Source organism: Streptomyces sp. NPDC048664 (genome assembly GCF_040650555.1).
In the GTDB taxonomy this organism is placed as follows: Bacteria; Actinomycetota; Actinomycetes; order Streptomycetales; family Streptomycetaceae; genus Streptomyces.
In genome coordinates this window covers 132225-150234 of sequence record NZ_JBEZHK010000016.1, presented here as the reverse complement: position 1 = coordinate 150234, position 18010 = coordinate 132225, and the positions used below count along the sequence as shown (strand labels likewise).

Genomic DNA, 18010 nt, shown 5'->3' with positions numbered 1-18010 from the left:
CCATGTCCGACACCCTCCTGACCCCCGTCCACGACGCGGACGGCGAGCCCTTCTGGGAGTACGCCGCCCGGGGCGAGCTGCGCGTCCAGGCCTGCGCCGACTGCAGCGAACTCCGCTTCCCGCCCCGCCCGTGCTGCCCGCACTGCCAGTCGTTCGACAGCGCGTGGCGGCCCATGAGCGGGCAGGGGCGGATCTGGTCGTACGTCGTCCCGCATCCGCCGCTGCTGCCCGCCTACGCGGCCCGCGCCCCGTACAACGTGATCCTCGTGGAGCTGACCGAGGCCCCGCGCATCCGGCTGGTCGGCAACCTCGTCACGGATCCGGACGCGCCGTTGGACTCGGTGCCCCCGGACCAGGTGCGCATCGGGGCGCGGGTGCGGGCCGTGTTCGGCTCGGACGGGCTGCCGCGCTGGGTCCTGGAACGGCCGTGAGCGGCGGGCTGCGGGTGGCGGCGGACCAGGACACCGGGGTCGCCGTCGTCACGCTCGACCGGCCGGAGCGGCTCAACGCCATCGACCTGGATCTGGCCCGCGCACTGGCCTCCTGCTGGCAGGAGCTGCGCTTCGACGACACCGTGCGCGCCGTCGTCCTCACCGGCGCGGGCGAGCGGGCCTTCTGCACGGGCATCGACCGGGGCGCGGACGTGCCGCAGCCCCGCTCCCCCTACATGGTGGACGATCCGCTGCTCGGCATCGGCCCGAAGGCGAACGGCCTGTGGACACCGGTGATCGCCGCCGTGTGCGGGATGGCCTGCGGAGGGGCGTTCTACCTGCTCGGCGAGTGCGAGTTCATCGTCGCGGACACCAGCGCGACGTTCTTCGACCCGCACACCACCTACGGCATGGTCAGCGCGTACGAGTCCACCGCCATGGCCCAGCGGATGCCGTACGGGGAGGCGGCGCGGATGGCGCTCATGGGGACCGCGGAGCGGATCTCGGCACGGCGGGCGCACGAGATCGGTCTGGTGTCCGAACTCACCGAGCCCGGTGCCGCCGTGGCCGCCGCCGTGCGCTGCGCCACCGTCATCGCGTCGTATCCACCCGACGCGGTACAGGGCACCGTACGGGCCCTGTGGACGGCCCGGGAGGCCTCCCGGGCCCACTCCTTCGCCCAGGCACCCGCGCTGATCGCCCTCGGAAACCTCCCGGCCGGGCGGCAGACGGAACTGTTCACGGCCAGACACGAGCGAACACCGGGGTACCGGCTGCGCTAGCACCTGCGGCGGGCAGCGCTCGCCTGTCCGGGGGCGGTGCCCGGTGTGTGCTCTCGGTGTGGCGGGCGTCAGCCGGGGGAGGCGGTGGGGGCGGGTACGCAGTGGGCGATCTCTCGGGCCAGGCCGGGGGCCACGGCGACCTTGGCGAGCGCGGTGCCGCCCGCGGGTGCCGTCACCCGTGCCGTGTTCGTGGCGAGCCGGGTGCCCGCCCGGTCCTCGAAGTCGACCCGGACGACGAACTCGTTCGCACGTCCGCCTGGGTTGGTGACCTGGACCGTCGCGTACGGCTTCCCCTCGCTGGCGCAGCTCACGAGCTTCACGGTCCCGGCGGCCGGAGAGCCGTAGGCGCTGGCGCTGGCGCTGGCGCTCGGGCGGGACGCGGGGGTGGTGCGGTAGCGGGGCCGCCGGTAGGAGGAGCTTCCCCCGCCACTGCCCCCGCTGCCGCTCGACGAGTAGCTGTCATGGTCCTGGTGGGAGCTGCTGCACCCGCCGCCGCTCCCACCGTGCCCGTGGCTGCTGTGGCTGCCGTGGTGCCCGTGGGAGAACCCCGTCAGCGCCAGCACCACCATGACCGTCACAGCGGTGAACCTGAGACCGCTCCCCCGTATGAACATGCCGACACCGTACCCGCCCGGCCCACGGGACGGATCAGGTGGTGCGCGCCGTCCCCGTCCCCTTCTCCGCGTCCAGGGCGTACACGCAGCGGTCCTTGCTGCACGCGTAGACCACGCCGTCCTTCACCACCGGCGCACCGGTGATCTCGCCGCCGGTGGCCAGCTTCCAGCGCAGCCGGCCGTCGTCCGCCTTGAGCGTGTAGAGCAGGTGGTCCGTGGAGCCGAAGTGGATGCGGCCCTCCGCCACCGCCGGGGAGCCCACGATGTCGCCGCCCGACTGGAAACGCCACTTCGGCGTGCCCGTGACCGCGTCGAGGGTGTAGAGGCCCTTTCCGCTGCCCACGTGGACGTGCCCGGCCGCCACCAGCACCGGCTCGATCGAGGCCCGCGACTCGGTGGCGATGCGCCAGCGGTCGCGGCCGTCCGTGGCGTCCAGCGCGTACACCGTGCCCAGGTAGTCGGCCAGGTAGACGCCGCCGCCCGTCACCGCGGGGCCCGGTACGAAGGCCGGCGGGCACAGGAAGACCGCCGGGGCCTCGAAGTGCCAGCGCACCATGCCGCTCGTGACCTCGATGGCCAGGACCCGGGCGCCGGCCGAGACGTACACGTAGCCGTCCGCGGCCTGGGTCAGGCGCACGGGGACGCCGCCGCAGGAGGCCGCGTCGCCGATCGGGTACGACCAGCGCTCGTCGCCCGTGCGCGCGTCCAGCGCCAGCAGCCGGGCGTCCTTCCAGACGTACACCGTGCCGTCCTGGACCAGCGGTCCGGCCTCCGGTGTCTCGAAGTCCGTCTGCGCCCCGGTGAGCTCCCACAGCTTCTGGCCGTTCGCCGCCTCCCAGGCCTGCACGCCGCCGCCCCGGGTGCCGGTGACGACCGTGCCGCGGTCGGCCTGGACGGAGTACACCCAGCCGTCCAGCGACAGCCGCCACAGGTCCGCGCCCTCCCGGGCGTCCAGCGCGAAGAGCGTCGGGCCGTCGGAGGCGTGGACGCGGCCGCCCGCCACCGCCATCGACCAGGCCACGTCCCGCGTCTTGAAGCGGCGGCGGCCCGTCGCCACGTCCAGGGCGTGCACCTCGAACGAGGTGACGTAGACCAGGTCCTCGGCGACCGAGGGGGTGCCCCATACGTCGTTGGACATACGAAAACGCCAGGGACGCCAGCCGGTGGCGCCCTCCGAGGGCGCGGCGGTCGGGGCGACCGAGGGGGGTGCGACGGCGGGTGCGGTGCCCGTCCCGGCACCCGGCCGGGACCAGGACGCGACGAGGCCCGCCTCCGGGGGAGGCGCCTTCACGGCGGCGGCACGGGCGTCGGCGACGCGCGGTCCGGGCCCGATCGGCACGGAGGCGCCCGCGAGCAGCACCGGTCCGCCGCCGGGCCCGCCGACCGGCACGGGCGCGGGGGCGTGCACGGGGGCCTGACCAGGGGCGTGCGACGGCGGGGGCGGCACCGCGGTGGGCCGGACGCCGCCGCCCCGGCTCGCGGACGGGGACGGCTTCACCGCGGGACGCCCGCCGCGTCTCCCCTCGATCAGGGAGACGGCCTTCTCGGGCAGCCACGCCGACGCCGTGCCGCTGTCGTCCGAGCCGGAGCCGAACAGATGGGGGGCCAGCTGGGCCTGGAGGTCGGCCGGGTTCGGGCGGGCGGGGGCCTCCATCTGCATGCAGGACTCGATGAGCGGGCGCAGCTCGTCGGGCAGCCCCGACAGGTCCGGGCCCTCGCGCAGCAGCATGAAGACGGTCTCGACGGGGTTCGCGCCGTGGAAGGGCGGATGGCCGGTGGCGGCGAAGACGAGCATCGAGCCCAGCGAGAAGACATCGCTGGCGCCGGTCACGCTGCGCGAGTCCTTCGCCTGCTCCGGGGACATGTAGGCGGGGGTGCCCACGGCGACGTTCGTCATCGTCAAACGTGTGTTCGACACGCCGGAGGCGATGCCGAAGTCGATCACCCGGGGGCCGTCCTCCACGACCAGGACGTTCGACGGCTTCAGATCGCGGTGGACCAGCCCGGCGCCGTGGATCGACTGGAGCGCCTCGGCCACGCCCGCCGCCAGCCAGCGCACCGCCTGGGCCGGCATCGGCCCGCACTCGGTCACTATCTCTTCCAGGGAGGGCGCGGGCACGTACGCGGTCGCCAGCCACGGCACGGCCGCGCGGGGGTCGGCGTCGACCACGGCCGCCGTGTAGAAGCCGGAGACCGCGCGCGCCGCCTCCACCTCGCGGGTGAAGCGGACCCGGAAGAGCTGGTCCTCGGCCAGTTCCGTGCGCACGGTCTTGATCGCCACGCGGCGCCCGGAGGCCGAGCGCGCGAGATAGACCAGCCCCATGCCGCCGGCACCCAGCCGTCCCAGCACCTCGAACGGACCGATCCGCCGCGGGTCGTGCTGTGTCAGCTGATCCACCACTTGCCTGCCACCTCCCCGTACGGGTCGCGTTCATCCGCGTCGTGCACGCGACCCCGTGCAGCGTCTCACCACCGCACCGCCATGGCGGCACGCAGCCTGATTCTCCCTGCCCGGAGCACCGGTTGCGAACCCGGGGGCGAGTCGGGGTGTCTGCGGACAAATCCACGCCCGCCCACCCCACCGGACACCGGCTCCCACACAAGGGAACGCCCGCCCCTCCCGGAAAGTGCCCGAGAGTGTACACAAAGAAACTGGCCTCTCACTTTCCGTGACGGCCACTCTTCTGCCGGGGCCCGCACGGACCGGTCGGAGAGGCGGCTGCGAGCAGGTCCGAGGACCCCCGTGGAGCACCCCCCTCCCCATTTGCAGTCGGCCGAATCGCGCTCCGATCACCCGTCGGTAAGCTGACGGCATGACAGGACAAGTACGTACCGTCGACGGCCGCGTGGCCGGTCGGCGCGGGCAGGCGACCCGGCAGAAGCTGCTGGACTGCCTCAGCGACATGCTCAGCTCGTCGCCCTACCGGGACGTCAAAGTCATCGATGTCGCCCGGAAGGCAGGGACGTCACCGGCGACCTTCTACCAGTACTTCCCGGACGTCGAGGGCGCCGTCCTGGAGATCGCCGAGCGCATGGCCGCGGACGGCGCCGGGCTGACCGAACTGCTCGCCGGGCGCTCCTGGGCCGGCAAGGCCGGCTGGGCGACGGCGCAGGAACTCGTGGACGGGTTCCTGGACTTCTGGCGCAGGCACGACGCCATCCTGCGCGTGGTCGACCTGGGAGCCGCCGAGGGCGACAAGCGGTTCTACAAGATCCGGATGAAGATCCTGAACTCGGTGAACAACTCCCTCGCGGATTCGATCACCGAACTCCAGTCCAAGGGACGGGTCGACAAGGACGTGAACCCGGCGGCCGTCGCCGGCGCGCTCGTGGCGATGCTCGCGTCCGTGGCCTCGCACCAGAAGGGCTTCCAGTCCTGGGGCGTCAAGCAGGCCGAACTCAAGCCGAATCTGGCGCTGTTGGTCCATCTGGGCGTGACGGGCAGGAAGCCGACGAAGTGAGACCCGCACGGTAGGACGTCGGCTGTTCCGGGCTCCGGGCACATGTCCTGTCATGTCCTGCCCTGCGGGCGGCGCTCCGGCCGCGCCGCCGCCGCGTACGCCGCGTACGCTCACCGCCGTACCGTCACCGCCGTACGATCCGAAACAGCCGGATCCGACGATCCACCCGCGCCTGGTACGTCGCGTACGGCGGCCAGAAGGCCACCACCTCCGCCCAGACCGCGTCCCGCTCCGCGCCGCGCAGCAAACGGGCCGTGACCGGGATGTCCCGCCCCCTCCAGCTGATCTCCGCGTCGGGATGTGCGAGCAGGTTGGCGGTCCAGGCCGGGTGAGCGGTGCGCCCGAAGTTGGACCCGACGAGGATCCACGTCCCGCCGCCCTCCTCCGGCATGCACGCGAGCGGCGTACGGCGCGGCAGGCCGCTGCGGGCTCCGGTGGCCGTGAGGATCACGCTCGGCAGCACCCGCGCGCTGAGGACGACCCGCCCGCGGGTCATCCGGTGCGCGGCACGGTCGAGGGCGGGCACCACGTGTGGGGCGACCTTGGCGAAGCCCCGCGTGGACGACACCTTCCGCACGAGCCGCACCCCGAGCCCCGCTCCGCCGCCGGTCATACGGCCACCTCCCCCTGCTCGAAGATCCCCGCCCGGTCGGCGGCGTGGGCGCGCAGCCGGTGCACGGGGCCGAACAGCAGCTCGTCCCCGGCGGCCCGCTTGAAGTACAGATGCGCCTCGTGCTCCCAGGTGAAGCCGATGCCGCCGTGGAGCTGGATCCCTTCGGAGGCGGCGGCCCGCAGCGCCTGCAGCGCGGAGGCGAGCGCGAGTCCGCCCACGGCCTCGACCGCCCCCGGCGCGCCTGCCGACCAGGCCGCGTAGTAGGCCGCCGAGCGGGCCGCCTGCACCCGCACGTACACATCGGCCAGCCGGTGCTTCACGGCCTGGAAGGACCCGATCGGCCGCCCGAACTGCTCCCGCCGCTCGACGTGGCGGACGGTCCGCTCCAGGATCCGGTCGGCCGCGCCGACCGCCTCGCAGGCGAGGACGGCCGCCGCCCGGTCCCCGGCGGCGGCGAGCGCGCCGAGCACGTCGGCCCCGGCCTCGCCCAGCAGCTCGGCCTCCACGTCGGGCAGCCGCACCCGCGCCAGGGGTCGGGTCGCGTCCAACGCGGTCTGCCTGGTCCGCAGCGGGCCGGTCTCCGCCCGTACGAGGAAGAGCAGGGTCCGGGACCGGGCGTAGCCACCGGCGTGGGCGGCCACGACCAGGAGCCCGGCGCTGTGCCCGTCCAGCACCTGGCTCGCCTCCCCGTACAGCCGCCAGGCGCCGTCGGCGCGCCGCGCCTGGATGCCGCCGGCGCGGCCCCCGCCGGCCCAGTCGCCCCGGTTGCCGTCGACGAGGCCGAGGGCGGTGGCGAGGGCGGTGCCGGGGACGGCGAGGGTGGCGGTCAGTTCGCCGGAGGCGAGGCGCGGGAGCAGTGCGGTGCGCTGGTCCTCGGTGCCGAGGGCGAGCAGCAGGGGCGCGGCGAGCACGGCGGTGGCCAGCAGCGGGGAGGGGGCGAGCGCGCGTCCCACCTCCTCGCAGGCGAGGGCGAGTTCGGTGGCGGAGCAGCCGACGCCGCCGTACCGTCCGGGCAGCGCGAGCGCGGGCAGACCGATCCGGCCGGCGAGGGTGTCCCAGAGGGCGGGGTCGTGTCCGGCGCTGTTCCGGACGGCGGCCCGCACGTCCTCGGCCCCGCAGTGCTTGGCGAGCGCCTCCCGCACCGTGCGGCGTATCTCTTCCTGCTCAGCGGTGAAGCGGGCGTCCATGAGCGTGGTCCCTTCTTCATCTGACGATCCGTCATATTAGGCCGGGAGCCCGCCGACCGGGAGGGGTGGAACCGATTTCCCCGACCGGGCCACGAAGGGGGGCGACAGGCAACCGATCTGATGTACCGTCAGATTCATGACTGCTGCGACCGGCCGCAAGGCCGCCATCGTCGGGGTGGCGCTGTCCGACTGTGGCCGGATCGACGAGGCGACGTCGTACGCCCTGCACGCACAGGCCGCTCGCCGGGCGCTGGCGGACGCGGGGCTGGAGCGCGGGGTGATCGACGGGTTCGCCTCCGCGGGGCTCGGGACCCTGGCTCCGGCGGAGGTCGCGGAGTATCTGGGGCTCCGGCCGACCTGGGTCGACTCCACCTCGGTCGGCGGGTCCACCTGGGAGGTCATGGCCGCCCACGCGGCCGACGCCATCGCGGCCGGGCACGCCCGCGCGGTGCTGCTGGTGTACGGCTCCACCGCCCGCGCCGACATCAAGGCGGGCCGGCGCACCGGGAACCTGTCCTTCGGCGCCCACGGGCCCCTCCAGTTCGAGGCCCCCTACGGCCACACCCTCATCGCCAAGTACGCCATGGCGGCACGGCGCCACATGCACGAGTACGGCACCACGCTGGAACAGCTCGCCGAGGTGGCCGTGCAGGCGCGCGCCAACGCGGCGGCGAACCCCGAGGCCATGTTCCGCGAGCCGGTCACGGTCGACGAGGTGCTGTCCGGGCCGATGGTCGCGGATCCGTTCACCAGACTGCACTGCTGCATACGCTCCGACGGCGGGGCCGCGGTGCTGATCGTGGCCGAGGATCTCGTGCCGGACTGCCGCACCCGGCCGGTGTGGGTGCTCGGGTCCGGGGAGTACGTCTCGCACACGACGATGTCCGAGTGGGACGACTTCACCGTGTCCCCGGCGGCGGTCAGCGGCGCGCTCGCCTTCGAGCGGGCCGGCGTGCGCCCCCAGGAGATCGACTTCGCGGAGATCTACGACGCCTTCACCTACATGACGCTGGTGACGCTGGAGGACCTCGGGTTCTGCGCGAAGGGCGAGGGCGGCGCCTTCGTGGAGAAGGGCAGGCTGCTGGCGCGGGGCGGGGGGTTCCCGGTGAACACCGACGGGGGCGGTCTGGCGGCCCAGCACCCCGGGATGCGAGGGCTGTTCCTGCTGGTGGAGGCGGTGCGGCAGCTGCGCGGCACGGCCGGCGCGCGGCAGGTGCGGACCAGGGACGGGGAGGTGCCCCGGCTGGGGGTCGCCTCCGGCACGGGGGGCTGGTTCTGCTCGTCGGGAACACTGGTGCTGGGATGCTGACCGGCCCCCGGCGAGGGCCGCCTCGCCATACTCGGGGCATGGCAACGGATCTTCATGAACTGCTGCGGTCCCTGCGGGTGTGGGACCCGGCCACCACCGAACTGCCCGCCTTCGACCCGGCCGCGACGCCCGCCGAACCGCTCGCGCTGTTCACGGAGTGGTTCGCCCGGGCGGTGGCGGCCGGGCAGCGCGAGCCGCACACCATGGCCCTGGCGACCGCCGACGCCGACGGCACCCCGGACGTCCGCGTCGTGATGCTGCACGGGGCGGACGCGGACGGCTGGACCTTCGCCACGCACGCGGGCAGCCGCAAGGGCCGGCAGCTCGCGGTACGGCCGTACGCCGCGCTGGAGTTCTACTGGCCCGTCCAGGGTCGCCAGGTCCGGCTGCGGGGACCGGTCACCGCCGCACCCTCCCAGGAGGGCCAGGCGGATCTGCACGCCCGCTCCACCGGCGCGCTCGCCGCCGCGCTCACCGGGCGGCAGAGCGACGTCCTGGACTCGGTCGCGGAGTTGGCGCGGGCGTCCGAGGAGGCCTGGGAGCGGGCGCGCCGGGAACCCGCGGCGCCGGTTCCGTCCTGGACGCTCTACCGGGTGCGGCCCGAGGAGGTGGAGTTCTTCCAGGGGGACGAGCAGCGCCGCCATGTGCGGCTCGTCTACCGGCGGGCCGAGGAGGGCTGGAGCAAGCTGCTGCTGTGGCCCTGAGGGGGCTCGCGAGGCTCCGTTCGGCGCGCGGCGGGCCCCGTCAGGGCAGCGCCGGGTCCGGGTCGGTCGCGACCCGGGCGTGCAGATGCACGTCCCGGAACCCGCCCGGCGGCGCCTCGTCGTGCATCGCGCCGCGCAGCGTCCCCTCGACGAGGAAGCCGCATCGCTCGGCGATGCGGCAGGACGCCGCGTGGCCGACGGCGTGGCCCAACTCCAGTCGGTGCACGCCCAGGTCGGTCAGGGCCCAGCGGGCGGCCAGGGCCAGGGCGCGGGTCGCGACCCCCTGGCCCCGGGCCTCGGGCAGGATCCAGTAGCCGACGCGCGCGGTACGCAGGAACAGGTCGATCTCGTTGACCCCGATGTGCCCCAGCGTCGCACCGCTCGCCGCGTCGGTGATCCGGAACGAGGCGCTGGTGCCGTCCGCCACCGCCGCCAGCTTCCAGCGCAGCGACTCCCGGGCGCTCTCCCTGTCCGACACGCTCTTCACCGGTGTGTTCCACCGCCGGAAGTCCGGGTCCGTCAGCCCGCGCAGCCAGGCGTCGACATCGCCGTCCGACGCGTCGTCCCAGGAGCGCAGCCGCAGGCCGTGGCCGTGCAGGACGGGGGAGAGGTCGGGAAGGTCGTCTTCGGCCCGGTCGCCGCCGGCGCGGTCGCTGTTCCTGACGTCGGTCATCGGTCCATTCAAGCCCGCGCCCCGGTCGCCTGTCTCGACCATTTCCGCACCGGGCGCCCCAGGGCCTCAACTCCCGGGGCGGAACACCGGGACCGCGCCCTCCCCGGCCCGCCGGAAGCACGCCCGCAGCGCCATCCCCACCCGCAGTCCGGCCTCCTCGCACTCCACCACCTCCGTCATCATCCGCGGCCCCTCGGCGAGGTCGACCACGGCGGCGACGTAGGGGGTGCGGCCCGTGAACGGCGGGAGGTCGTTGCGGTGGACGACGGACCAGGTGTAGAGCGTGGCCCGGCCGCTCGCCCGCTCCCAGGTGACGTCCTCGCTCCAGCAGAACGGGCAGAACTCGCGCGGGAAGTGGTGCGCGCGCCCGCACGCCGCGCACCGGCGGATCAGCAGGGTTCCCCGGGCCGCCGCGTCCCAGTAGGGACGGGTGAAGGCGTCGACGGCGGGCAGGTCGTGGCGGGGCCCGCCCGTCGGCTCCCCCGGCCCGGTCACGCGAACAGCCCCAGGGCGCTGTCCGCCGACCATGTCTGCCAGGACATCGCGAACAGGGCCACGGCCGAGATCAGCGCCATCATCGCGTTCTGCCCCTGCTCCGCCCAGTCGTGGATCATGAGGACGAAGTAGAGGACATTGAGGAGCAGACCGCCGGCCAAGGCCACCGGGGTCAGGAAGCCCGCCGTCAGGCCGAGGCCCAGGGCGAGTTCCGCGTGGACGACGATGTGGGCCATGACGCGCGGGCGGGGCGCGACCACCCGGTCGAAGCCCTTGCGCACGGCGGGCAGACGGTGCCGGGACGCGACGCCGGCGGCCCACTCGATGCCGGAACCCCGTTCGAACCAGGCCTTCTTGTCCTTGTGCCGCCAGCTCTCCAGCCACCACAGTCCGAGGCCGATGCGGAGCACGGCGAGCCACTCCGCGCCGGTGAGCCAGATCGTGTGCATGGGGCGCCCGCCTTTCCAGCGGCCAAACTTCTGACGGTACGTCAGTTTCGATGCCCGGAAGGCCCCACGCAAGAGCCGCGCACCGTCCGCCGCTCCCCCGCAACCGGTCCGCCTACGACACCGGCCCCACGCACTCCTCCTACAGCCGTGATCGATTCGCAACGCATTCCGGTCTTGACCGAGACCCATCAAGGAATCGTCTGGATACGCTCCGCTCATGGCCGACTCGACTACCGCTTCGCCGCGCCCCGTGGTGCCGTCCCACGAGGACCGGCCCGTCTACGTCATCGGCGGCGGACCGGGCGGCCTGGCCACCGCCCACGCGCTGCGCGCCCGGGGGATACGGGCCGTCGTCCTGGAGCGGTCGGACCGCGTCGGGGCCGGCTGGAGACGGCACTACGACCGGCTGCGCCTGCACACCACGCGGCGCCTGTCGGCCCTGCCGGGCCTGGCCGTGCCGCGCTCCTTCGGGCGGTGGGTGGCGCGCGACGACGTGATCCGCTACCTGGAGACCTACGCCGAGCACCACGGGCTGGAGATCGTCACCGGCGTCGAGGTCTCCCGCGTGGAGCCCGCCCCGGACGGCACCGGCTGGCTGCTGCACGCCACCGGCGGCCGGGAGCTGACCGGCAGCGCGGTCGTCGTCGCCACCGGCTTCAACCACACCCCCCACCTGCCCGCGTGGCCCGGGCGCGACGCCCGCACGGTCGAGCTGCTGCACGCGGGCGAGTACCGCGACGCCGCGCCCTACGCGGGCCGTGACGTCCTGGTCGTCGGCGCCGGCAACACGGGCGCCGACATCGCCGTCGACCTGGTGGAGGGCGGGGCCGCCCGTGTGCGGCTGGCGGTGCGCACCGCACCGCACATCGTGCGCCGCTCGCTCGCCGGGTGGCCCGCGCAGCGCAGCGGGATACTCCTGCGGCGCCTGCCGGCCCGGCTCGCCGACCCGCTGGCCCGACTCCAGGCGAGACTGAGCGTCCCCGACCTGTCGGCGCACGGACTGGCCCGGCCCGCCGCGGGGCTCTTCTCGCGCGCGAAGCACGGCGCGATCCCCGTGCTGGACACCGGACTCGTCGACGCCGTGCGCAAGGGGCGCGTCGAGGTCGTGGCGGCCGTCGAGGGCTTCGCGGGCGGGGAGGTCCTGCTCGCCGACGGCGGCCGCGTCGCGCCGGACGCCGTGATCGCCGCCACCGGGTACGTCCGCGCCCTCGAGGGGGTCGTCGGCCACCTCGGCGTCCTCGACGAGCGCGGCAGGCCGGTGGTGCACGGCGCGCGCTCGCCGGAGTCGGCTCCCGGCCTGTACTTCACCGGCTTCACCAACCCGATCAGCGGCACGCTCCGCGAACTGTCCATCGACGCGCAGAAGATCGCGAAGGCGGTGGCGCGCCGCGCGGCGAAGGCCCGGGCGGAGGCGGCGCGGGCGGAGCCGTCCCGTTCGGGCGGGCTCCGCTCGCCGGGCTCTCGCGTGGAGAAGGCCCACCCGGCCCCCTGAGGCGACCGTCGCCGACTCCAGGCCCGCGCACGCACCCACCCGCACCCGCACCCGGCGGATTCGTGCTTTTGTCTGCACGCCCGTTCCTGACGTCACGTCAGTTCAGTAACCTGACAGAGCGTCAGTTGATTGAGCCGTCACACAGGAGCGGGCGGAAAAGATGCTTGGATCGACCCACGGCACCCTCACCACCGACTCCCGCCGGGCCCGGGCCATCGCCTGCGGTGAGCAACCCTCGCCCATGGTGCACGGCAGGCCGGCCGACGTCGGGGACCTCGACGTCGGCGGACGGCCGCTGCACCGCGACGCCCCCGATCTGGACCGGTTCTTCCGGCCCGAGTCCGTCGTCGTCGTCGGCGCGTCCGACGCCGAGGGCAAACCCAACACCGGTATCACCAGACAGCTGCTCGCCTGGGCCGAGCGGGTCGGCGCGCGGCTGCATCCCGTGCACCCCACCCGCCGGTCCGTCTTCGGCATCCCCTGCCTCCCCTCTCTCGCGGATCTGCCGGAACAGGTCGATCTCGCCGTGCTGCTCGTCTCCGATCCCCTCCCTCTCATCGAGGAACTCGGCACCGCCAAGGTGAAGTTCGCCGTCGCCTTCGCCTCCGGTTTCGCCGAGACGGGCGAGGAGGGCTCGGCGGCCCAGGAACGGCTGGCCACCGCGGTGGAGCGGGCCGGCGTGCGCCTGCTCGGACCGAACACCAACCTCAACGCCTTCGAACGGTTCCGCGACGACCTGGACGGGCCCGCCATCGCGCTCATCACCCAGTCCGGCCACCAGGGCCGCCCCGTCTTCGCCCTCCAGGAGCTGGGCATACGGCTCTCCCACTGGGCGCCGACGGGGAACGAGGCCGATCTGGAGAGCGCCGACTTCATCTCCTACTTCGCCGAACGGCCCGAGGTCGGCGCCATCGCCTGCTACATCGAGGGCCTGAAGGACGGCCGCTCCTTCCTGCTCGCCGCCGACCGGGCCGCCCGGCGCGGTGTCCCGGTCGTCGCGGTCAAGGTCGGCCGTACCGAGACCGGCGCCCGCACGGCCGCCTCACACACCGGCAAGCTGACCGGCGCGGACGACGTGGCCGACGCGGCGATGCGGCAGTACGGGGTAATCCGCGTGGACGGGCTCGACGAACTCCAGGACACCGCCACCCTGCTGGCCCGCGCCCGCCCGCCGCGCGCCGAGGGCGTCGTCGTCTATTCGATCTCGGGCGGCACGGGCGCGCACGTCGCGGACCTGGCCGCCGAGGCCGGCCTGCGCCTTCCGGTCCTCTCCGAGGCGAAGCAGGCGGAGCTGCACCAGTGGATTCCCGAGTACCTGAGCGTCGCCAACCCCGTCGACAACGGCGGTCACCCGGTGGGCGACTGGCGCGGTCGCAGGATCATCGACGCGATCCTCGCCGACCCCCAGGTGGGTGTGCTCATCTGTCCTGTCACGGGGCCCTTCCCGCCGCTGAGCGACAAGCTCGTGCGGGATCTCGTGGACGCGGCGGAGCACACGGACAAGCTGGTGTGCGTGGTGTGGGGCTCGCCCGTCGGCACCGAGGCCGCCTATCGCGAGACCCTGCTCGGCTCCCCGCGCGTGGCGACCTTCCGCACCGTCGCGAACTGCCTGACGGCGGTGCGCTCCCATCTCGACCACCAGCGGTTCGTCCGCGGCTACCGCTCCCCCTTCGACGAGGCGCCCCGCACGCCCTCGCCCTCCTACCGCAAGGCGCAGGCGCTGATGCGGCCCGGGCAGCAGCTGAGCGAGCACGCGGCGAAGCAGCTGCTGCGGGCGTACGGCATCCGCGTACCGCGCGAGCAGTTGGTGACCAGCGCCGCGGCGGCCGTGCGCGCGGCGGGGCTCGTCGGCTACCCGGTGGTCATGAAGGCGTCCGGCGCGCAGATCGCCCACAAGACCGAACTCGGCCTGGTGAAGATCGGGCTCACCTCCGCCAGCCAGGTCCGGGACGCCTACCGGGAGCTGACGGACATCGCGCGCTACGAGCAGATCAAGCTCGACGGGGTGCTGGTGTGCCAGATGGTGGAGCGCGGGGTGGAGATGGTCGTCGGCGTCGGCCATGACCGGCTCTTCGGGCCGACGGTCACCGTCGGGCTCGGGGGGGTCCTGGTCGAGGTGCTGCGGGACACCGCGGTGCGCGTGCCGCCCTTCGGCGAGGAGCAGGCGCGGGACATGCTCTTCGAACTGCGGGGGCGGGCCCTGCTGGACGGCGTGCGCGGGCGACCGCCGGCGGACGTCGACGCGCTGGTCGAGGTCGTGCTCCGCGTCCAGCGGATGGCTCTCGAACTCGGGGACCAGATCGCGGAGCTGGACATCAACCCGCTGATGGTGCTGCCCAGGGGGCAGGGAGCCGTGGCGCTGGACGCGCTGGCGGTGTGCGGCTGACGCCCCGGCCGATGCGGCGACGCCCCAAAACAAGGCCACGCAACACGACACGACGAAACGGAACATGATGGCTCCTTCCCCCGAAGATCCCGTCGAGTCATTGGTACTGCACACCACTGACAGCCACGTCTCACAGCTCACCCTCAACCGCCCCTCCTCCCTCAACGCCATCACCCCTGACCTGCGCGAACAACTCATCCAGAAATTCCTGGACGCCTCCGCCGACCCGGACGTACGCGCCGTCGTCCTCACGGGAGCGGGCCGCGGCTTCTGCGCGGGGGCCGACCTGCGCGGCGGGGGCGCGAGCGGCGAGCGGATACCGGGCGATGTGGCGCGCACCCTGCGCGAGGGCGCCCAGCGGCTGATCGCCGCGGTCCTGGACTGCGAGAAGCCGGTGATCGCGGCGGTGGGCGGCGTCGCGGCCGGGCTCGGTGCGCATCTCGCCCTCGCCTGCGACCTCGTGATCGCCGCCGAGTCGGCCTCCTTCGTGGAGGTGTTCGTGCGGCGCGGCCTGGTCCCGGACGCCGGGGGCGCCTACCTCCTGCCCCGGCTCGTCGGGCCCCGTCGGGCCAAGGAGCTGATGTTCTTCGGCGACGCGCTGTCGGCGGCGGACGCCGAACGCCTCGGGCTGGTCAACCGGGTCGTGCCGGCGGACGGGCTGGAGAAGGCGGCCCGCGCCTGGGCGGAGCGCCTGGCCGCCGGTCCCACCCGCGCCCTCGCGCTCACCAAGCAGCTGGTCAACGCCTCGCTGGACACGGACCGGGCGACGTGCTTCGCGGCCGAGGCCGCCGCGCAGGAGATCAACATGACGACGGCGGACGCGCGGGAGGGCGTCGCGAGCTTCGTGCAGCGGCGGGACGCCGCGTTCGAGGGCAGGTGAGCTCCGGCCCTCGAACCCGGCGACGCCTCCGGTCCACCCGGGCCCTCGGCCGGATCAGGCCCGCTTCAGGACGCGCAGCGAGCCGGCGTCGGCGTCCCCGAACAGGACGAACAGCTCGGGCTCCCGCCGCGTGCCGCCGATCGTCCAGAACGTCCCGTGCCCGCAGTCACCGCCGAACCGTACGAAGACCCCGTCGCGGTGCCCGGGTCCCTCGTCACCGTCCGCCGCGTAGCGGCCGTTCCGGTCGAGCACCCAGGTGCCGGTGCCGTCGCACACGGCGAAGTCCTCGTCGGTCCGGGCACCGGTCGGGGGCCGCACCGGCACCCGGGTCAGTTCGACCCGGCCGCCCTGGCCCAGTCGCATGACCGCCCCGTCGTCGCCGCGCCACTCGCCGGCGAGCCGCGCGGCGGACAGGACCGGGGGCCGGTAGGGCGCGAGCAGGCCCGCCACCGAGGCGACCGCCCCGGCCGAGACGACCAGGACGCACAGGGCGAGGGACGCGAGACCCGCACGCCGCCACAGGGGCCAGAACCCCCACGCCCGCCCGGTGCGCGCGGCGCGACCCCGCAGATACGCGATCCCCAGCACGGGCGGCACGGCCAGTGCCGTGAGCCATCCGGCCGCGGCGGCGAACGGCCAGGCGCCGAGCGCGGCGCCCACCCCCGCCCACAGCGCCGCGACCACCGCGGCGTACCCCAGATGCCAGAGCCACTCGGGGCCCCGGGTGAGCCGGGCCGCCGGCCGGGCGAGCGCGGCGGCCGGCAGGGTGTGCACCGCGGCGTGCGCGAGGCCGAGCACCGGAAGGACCAGGGGCGCGAGGACGACGAGACAGGCCACGCCCAGACCGCCGCCGGTGGCGCCGTGGTCGTCGCGGGTCGACGCCGCCAGCCACCACAGGAGCCCGGCCGCCGGCAGCACCGCCGCGCTCGTCGCCGCGGCCGCCGTCCGGTTCTCCCACGCCGCGCGAACACCGTCCCGCCACATGGTCTTCACGTTCCCCCGCTCCATGGCCACAGCCTAGACACAGCTTCCTGCACCCCTCTCACGCCCCTTCCCATCTGACATGACGTCAGCTTCAATGGAAGGCGTGATGGGACACGCCGGGATGGCGGCCACCGCCGTCCGCTACCTCAGATCGGTCGGGGCCCCTGCGGCGGAAGGGCCCTTCGAAGCCCTGCCCCGGCCGGAGCTGCGCTGTGTCGGCCAGGACGAGCGCGCCCCGGTCGACCAGGCCGAGTTCCGGCGCGTGCTGGGGAACTTCGCCACCGGCGTCACGGTGATCACGGCGCCCGCGCGGGACGGCGAGGCGGGCCCCGCCGGATTCGCGTGCCAGTCCTTCTCCTCCCTGTCGCTCGACCCCGCGCTCGTCGTGTTCATGGTCGGCCGGTCCTCCACGACCTGGCCGCGCATCGCCCGCGCGGGCGTGTTCTGCGTGAACGTGCTCGCGGCTCACCAGGCCGGGTTGTGCCGCGGCTTCGCGGTGAGCGGCGGGGACAAGTTCGCCGGGGTCGAGCACGAGCCCGCGCCGTTCTCCGGCTCGCCCCGCCTCCTGGGCACCGCGGCGTGGATCGACTGCTCCCTGCACGCCGTGCACACGGGCGGCGACCACCTCATCGTGGTGGGCCGGGTCCGGGCCCTGGGGTCGGACGAGGACGACGGCGCGCCGCTGCTGTTCCACAAGGGCCGGTTCGTATAAGGGACTCCCGCCGCGGCGAAAGGCCCTAACATGCGGCGTTGTGGCTTTTCAGAATTCATGGGGGACCCCGCAGGGCGGCCCGGCGCCGCTGCCGCCGATACCGGCGAGGGAACTGCGTCCCCGGCGCATCTGGTACGTGATCGGCGCACTGCTGGGGGTGGTGCTGGCCGGTGCCGGGGTCGTGTTCCTCGTGGTGGCGGTGAAGGACACCGTGCACTCGATCGACGACACCCGCACCCTGCCCAACGGCGTGACCCGGGAGTTCTCCTTCGTCCGGGGTGAGACCAGGGAGATCTACGTCTCGCAGTCCGGGCGGGGCCGGGTCGACTGCCGGATCCCCCAGATGCCGCCCGGGGCGCTGACCCAGCCGAGCACCAGGTACCGGATCACCCTCGACTCCCGCTCCTGGGTGCGTGTCTTCGAGGTGCGGCCCACCGACAGCGGCACCTACGCGGTCCTGTGCAACTCCGGGCTGCCGGAGGCCGAGTTCGCGCTCGGGGGCGCGCCCCATGTCGCGGCGACGGTCGGCGGCATCTTCGCGGCGGTCGGCTGCTTCCTCGCCGCCATCGCCTCGGTGCTGACCATCTGCCTCGTCACCGGCTTCCGCCGCGCCGGCCACCGCAGGCGGCTCGCCGCCGCCCGGGCGCCCGCACCGCAGTGGGGGGCCGGCCCCCAGTGGGGTCCCGTGCCCCCGGCGGGGCCGTGGGGGCAGCCGCCCTCCGGCCACGCACCGGAGCAACCGCCCCACCCGCAGCGGTAGGGCCTGTCTGACGATTCCTGTCGTCCGCCCGAAGGGCGGGCCGCGCGGCGCCTGGTGCGTGCGATCGCAAGGCGCCGG

Annotated in this window: 18 protein-coding genes; 10 read left to right on the top strand and 8 right to left on the bottom strand. The window is 74.2% G+C overall.

Annotation, left to right across the window (positions count from 1 at the left end):
* The first annotated feature begins 2 nt into the window (after nucleotides 1–2).
* On the top strand, nucleotides 3–431 hold the full coding sequence (locus AB0C59_RS19395) for an OB-fold domain-containing protein (RefSeq protein WP_363006070.1): 429 nt from the start codon (nucleotides 3–5) through the stop codon (nucleotides 429–431).
* Nucleotides 428–1213, top strand: coding sequence for an enoyl-CoA hydratase/isomerase family protein (locus tag AB0C59_RS19390; protein WP_363006068.1), 786 nt, complete (start codon nucleotides 428–430; stop codon nucleotides 1211–1213). Before AB0C59_RS19395 ends, AB0C59_RS19390 begins: the two co-directional genes overlap by 4 nt.
* A 68-nt stretch (nucleotides 1214–1281) precedes the next feature.
* Here the strand turns inward: AB0C59_RS19390 and AB0C59_RS19385 are convergent, their stop codons facing one another.
* Both AB0C59_RS19385 and AB0C59_RS19380 read right to left on the bottom strand, forming a co-directional pair.
* Entirely contained in the window at nucleotides 1282–1827 is a 546-nt protein-coding gene (locus AB0C59_RS19385; RefSeq protein WP_363006066.1) for a hypothetical protein, read from the bottom strand.
* A gap of 34 nt (nucleotides 1828–1861) precedes the next feature.
* Nucleotides 1862–4228, bottom strand: coding sequence for a PQQ-binding-like beta-propeller repeat protein (locus AB0C59_RS19380; protein WP_363006064.1), 2367 nt, complete (start codon nucleotides 4226–4228; stop codon nucleotides 1862–1864).
* Nucleotides 4229–4640: 412 nt separating this feature from the next.
* On the opposite strand from AB0C59_RS19380, the gene AB0C59_RS19375 reads away from it, so the two are divergent.
* Entirely contained in the window at nucleotides 4641–5288 is a 648-nt protein-coding gene (locus tag AB0C59_RS19375; protein ID WP_363006062.1) for a TetR family transcriptional regulator, read from the top strand.
* A gap of 124 nt (nucleotides 5289–5412) precedes the next feature.
* Here the strand turns inward: AB0C59_RS19375 and AB0C59_RS19370 are convergent, their stop codons facing one another.
* Together AB0C59_RS19370 and AB0C59_RS19365 are read right to left on the bottom strand one after the other, a co-directional pair.
* On the bottom strand, nucleotides 5413–5901 hold the full coding sequence (locus AB0C59_RS19370) for a nitroreductase family deazaflavin-dependent oxidoreductase (protein ID WP_363006060.1): 489 nt from the start codon (nucleotides 5899–5901) through the stop codon (nucleotides 5413–5415).
* Nucleotides 5898–7088 carry an acyl-CoA dehydrogenase family protein gene (locus tag AB0C59_RS19365; protein ID WP_363006058.1) on the bottom strand — a complete coding sequence of 397 codons (1191 nt, stop codon included), beginning with the start codon at nucleotides 7086–7088 and terminating at the stop codon, nucleotides 5898–5900. The genes AB0C59_RS19370 and AB0C59_RS19365 overlap by 4 nt, the downstream gene beginning before the upstream one ends.
* Nucleotides 7089–7224: 136 nt before the next feature.
* Here AB0C59_RS19365 and AB0C59_RS19360 point away from each other — a divergent pair, with 136 nt between their 5' ends.
* Both AB0C59_RS19360 and AB0C59_RS19355 read left to right on the top strand, forming a co-directional pair.
* Nucleotides 7225–8397: an acetyl-CoA acetyltransferase gene (locus AB0C59_RS19360; protein WP_363006056.1), complete on the top strand. Its 1173-nt coding sequence runs from the start codon at nucleotides 7225–7227 to the stop codon at nucleotides 8395–8397.
* A gap of 38 nt (nucleotides 8398–8435) precedes the next feature.
* On the top strand, nucleotides 8436–9101 hold the full coding sequence (locus tag AB0C59_RS19355) for a pyridoxal 5'-phosphate synthase (RefSeq protein ID WP_363006054.1): 666 nt from the start codon (nucleotides 8436–8438) through the stop codon (nucleotides 9099–9101).
* Nucleotides 9102–9141: 40 nt separating this feature from the next.
* On the opposite strand, the gene AB0C59_RS19350 is transcribed toward AB0C59_RS19355, so the two are convergent.
* From AB0C59_RS19350 to AB0C59_RS19340, 3 genes are all read right to left on the bottom strand, one after another.
* Nucleotides 9142–9774 carry a GNAT family N-acetyltransferase gene (locus tag AB0C59_RS19350; RefSeq protein WP_363006052.1) on the bottom strand — a complete coding sequence of 211 codons (633 nt, stop codon included), beginning with the start codon at nucleotides 9772–9774 and terminating at the stop codon, nucleotides 9142–9144.
* Nucleotides 9775–9840: 66 nt separating this feature from the next.
* The gene (locus tag AB0C59_RS19345; RefSeq protein WP_363006050.1) at nucleotides 9841–10302 is read right to left on the bottom strand and encodes an OB-fold domain-containing protein; all 462 of its coding nucleotides are present in this window, start codon (nucleotides 10300–10302) and stop codon (nucleotides 9841–9843) included.
* Nucleotides 10266–10718, bottom strand: coding sequence for a DoxX family protein (locus AB0C59_RS19340; protein WP_363006048.1), 453 nt, complete (start codon nucleotides 10716–10718; stop codon nucleotides 10266–10268). The genes AB0C59_RS19345 and AB0C59_RS19340 overlap by 37 nt, the downstream gene beginning before the upstream one ends.
* Before the next feature lie 217 nt (nucleotides 10719–10935).
* Here AB0C59_RS19340 and AB0C59_RS19335 point away from each other — a divergent pair, with 217 nt between their 5' ends.
* From AB0C59_RS19335 to AB0C59_RS19325, 3 genes are all read left to right on the top strand, one after another.
* Nucleotides 10936–12210, top strand: a complete 1275-nt coding sequence (locus AB0C59_RS19335) for an NAD(P)/FAD-dependent oxidoreductase (protein ID WP_363006046.1) — start codon at nucleotides 10936–10938, stop codon at nucleotides 12208–12210.
* 160 nt (nucleotides 12211–12370) lie between these two features.
* The gene (locus AB0C59_RS19330) at nucleotides 12371–14596 is read left to right on the top strand and encodes an acetate--CoA ligase family protein (RefSeq protein WP_363006044.1); all 2226 of its coding nucleotides are present in this window, start codon (nucleotides 12371–12373) and stop codon (nucleotides 14594–14596) included.
* A 64-nt stretch (nucleotides 14597–14660) separates the two neighbouring features.
* Nucleotides 14661–15476: an enoyl-CoA hydratase-related protein gene (locus AB0C59_RS19325; RefSeq protein WP_363006042.1), complete on the top strand. Its 816-nt coding sequence runs from the start codon at nucleotides 14661–14663 to the stop codon at nucleotides 15474–15476.
* A gap of 54 nt (nucleotides 15477–15530) precedes the next feature.
* Here AB0C59_RS19325 and AB0C59_RS19320 read toward each other — a convergent pair whose 3' ends face one another.
* Complete coding sequence (locus AB0C59_RS19320) at nucleotides 15531–16484, bottom strand: hypothetical protein (protein WP_363006040.1); 954 nt, start codon at nucleotides 16482–16484, stop codon at nucleotides 15531–15533.
* Between the two features lie 82 nt (nucleotides 16485–16566).
* Here AB0C59_RS19320 and AB0C59_RS19315 point away from each other — a divergent pair, with 82 nt between their 5' ends.
* Together AB0C59_RS19315 and AB0C59_RS19310 are read left to right on the top strand one after the other, a co-directional pair.
* The gene (locus AB0C59_RS19315; protein ID WP_363006038.1) at nucleotides 16567–17172 is read left to right on the top strand and encodes a flavin reductase family protein; all 606 of its coding nucleotides are present in this window, start codon (nucleotides 16567–16569) and stop codon (nucleotides 17170–17172) included.
* Between the two features lie 40 nt (nucleotides 17173–17212).
* Nucleotides 17213–17932: a serine/arginine repetitive matrix protein 2 gene (locus AB0C59_RS19310; RefSeq protein ID WP_363006036.1), complete on the top strand. Its 720-nt coding sequence runs from the start codon at nucleotides 17213–17215 to the stop codon at nucleotides 17930–17932.
* Nucleotides 17933–18010: the final 78 nt, after the last annotated feature.